At 75.4% G+C, this 1,635-nt stretch carries 1 protein-coding gene; it reads left to right on the top strand.

Annotation, left to right across the window (positions count from 1 at the left end; translation table 11 throughout):
* On the top strand, positions 1-1,171 hold a 1,171-nt coding region (locus AC2W7A_RS12250; RefSeq protein WP_485991586.1), incomplete at its 5' end, for an alkaline phosphatase family protein.
* Between the last annotated feature and the right edge of the window lie 464 nt (positions 1,172-1,635).

Here is a 1,635-nt window from a genome sequence, read left to right as displayed (position 1 = left end):
CCCGTCCCCCACCGGTGCCGTCCCGGCCGAGCGGCACCTGCGGTCCGTCATGACCTCTGCGGCCGCCGCCCTGGGCGTCGAGGGCGTGGACAACGCCCTGGCCTGGCCGCAGACCCGCCGCGCCGTGGTGGCGATGGTGGACGGCCTCGGCCGCAGTGTGCTGCGCCGTTTCGGCGGGCATGCTCCGTTCCTCAAGTCCGCGATGGAGAGCCACGGCCGCGTGCTGCAGGCGCCCGTGCCGACCACCACCGCCGCCTCCCTGACGAGCCTGGGCACGGGGGAGGAGCCCGGCGTACACGGAGTGGTGGGGTATGACGTCCTGGACCCGGACCGCGGCGTGGTGGTGAACATGCTCGGCGGCTGGGATCCGGTCACCGTCCCGGAGCAGTGGCAGCCGCTGCCCACCGTGCTCGAGCGGGCCGAGGCGGCCGGCTGCGTGGTGGCCACGGTGTCCCTGCCGCTGTTCGCCGGCTCCGCCCTGACCCGTGCGTCCCTGCGCGGCGGCGAGTACCGTGCCGGTTCGACCATGGCCGCCCGCATGCAGCTCGCGCTGGGCGTGCTGGAGAAGGCCCGGCAGCCGGCGCTCGTCTATTTGTACTTCAACGAGCTGGACAAGGCCGGGCACCGGGACGGCCTCGGCTCGGACTCCTGGCTGCACGCGCTGGAGGAGGTGGACGCCACGCTCAGGCGACTGCACGAGCGGATGCCCGCAGGCTCCACCCTCGGCATCACCGGGGACCACGGCATGGTGGATGTGCCGCCCTCACGCCGGCTGGACTACGCCGTGCTGGACGAGGCGGGGGAGCCGCTGCACCCCGAGCTCCTGGACGGGGTGGCGCACACGGCGGGGGAGCCGAGGCTGGTGCAGCTGCACTTCGGCGCCGACGTCTCCGCGCAGCGCCGTGACGCCGTGGCGGCGGCCTGGCGCGCGGCCCATGGGACGAACGCCTGGATCCTGACCCGGGACGAGGCGATCGAGGCCGGCTGGTTCGGTGCGGAGGTCACCGCCCGGGTGCGCCCGCGCATCGGTGACCTGCTGATCGCCGCCCACGGCGACCTCGCCCTCTACGACGGCCGACGCGTCGGCCCCCACGCCTTCGACATGGTGGGCCAGCACGGCTCGCCCACCCGCGCCGAGCGCGAGGTCCCCCTGCTGCTGCTCACCGCCTGAGCCGCCCGGCGACCCGGGCGCGTCAGTCGTTCCTGCGGCCGAAGACAATCTCGTCCCAGCTGGCACCGAGGCCCGGCGGCTGGAGGACTTCGAGCGGGCGGCGGGCTTCTTCCGCGTCGTCTCCGCCGACGACGGGTCGGAGGTGTCCTTGATCAGCACGTCGGCGATGCGACCGCCCGAGGCGCCCCGGCCGGCGGTCGGCCGGGACCGGCCGGTTTGTGCCGCGGGGGAGTCCTCCCCGGCCGTGTCGGGGCGAGCATCCTCGGCCTCGTCCTCCCGGGCCCGCTCGTCAGCGCCCTCCAGGGCGTCCTCCGCGTCGGAGTCCTGGTCCGGCGCGGGCTCCTCTTCCTCCGGCTCGTTCGTGGCGGGGGCGTCGGCCCGCGTCGCGGAGGCGGAGGGCACGGACGCGACGGTCGTGCCCTCCGCGGCCGTTGGGGTGCCGGCGACATGCGGCTCCTCCTCGC

The organism is Micrococcus sp. LASM2_SD2, assembly GCF_057364565.1.
Note: the sequence above shows the minus strand (reverse complement) of the source record. Positions and strands in the feature narration are given on the sequence as shown.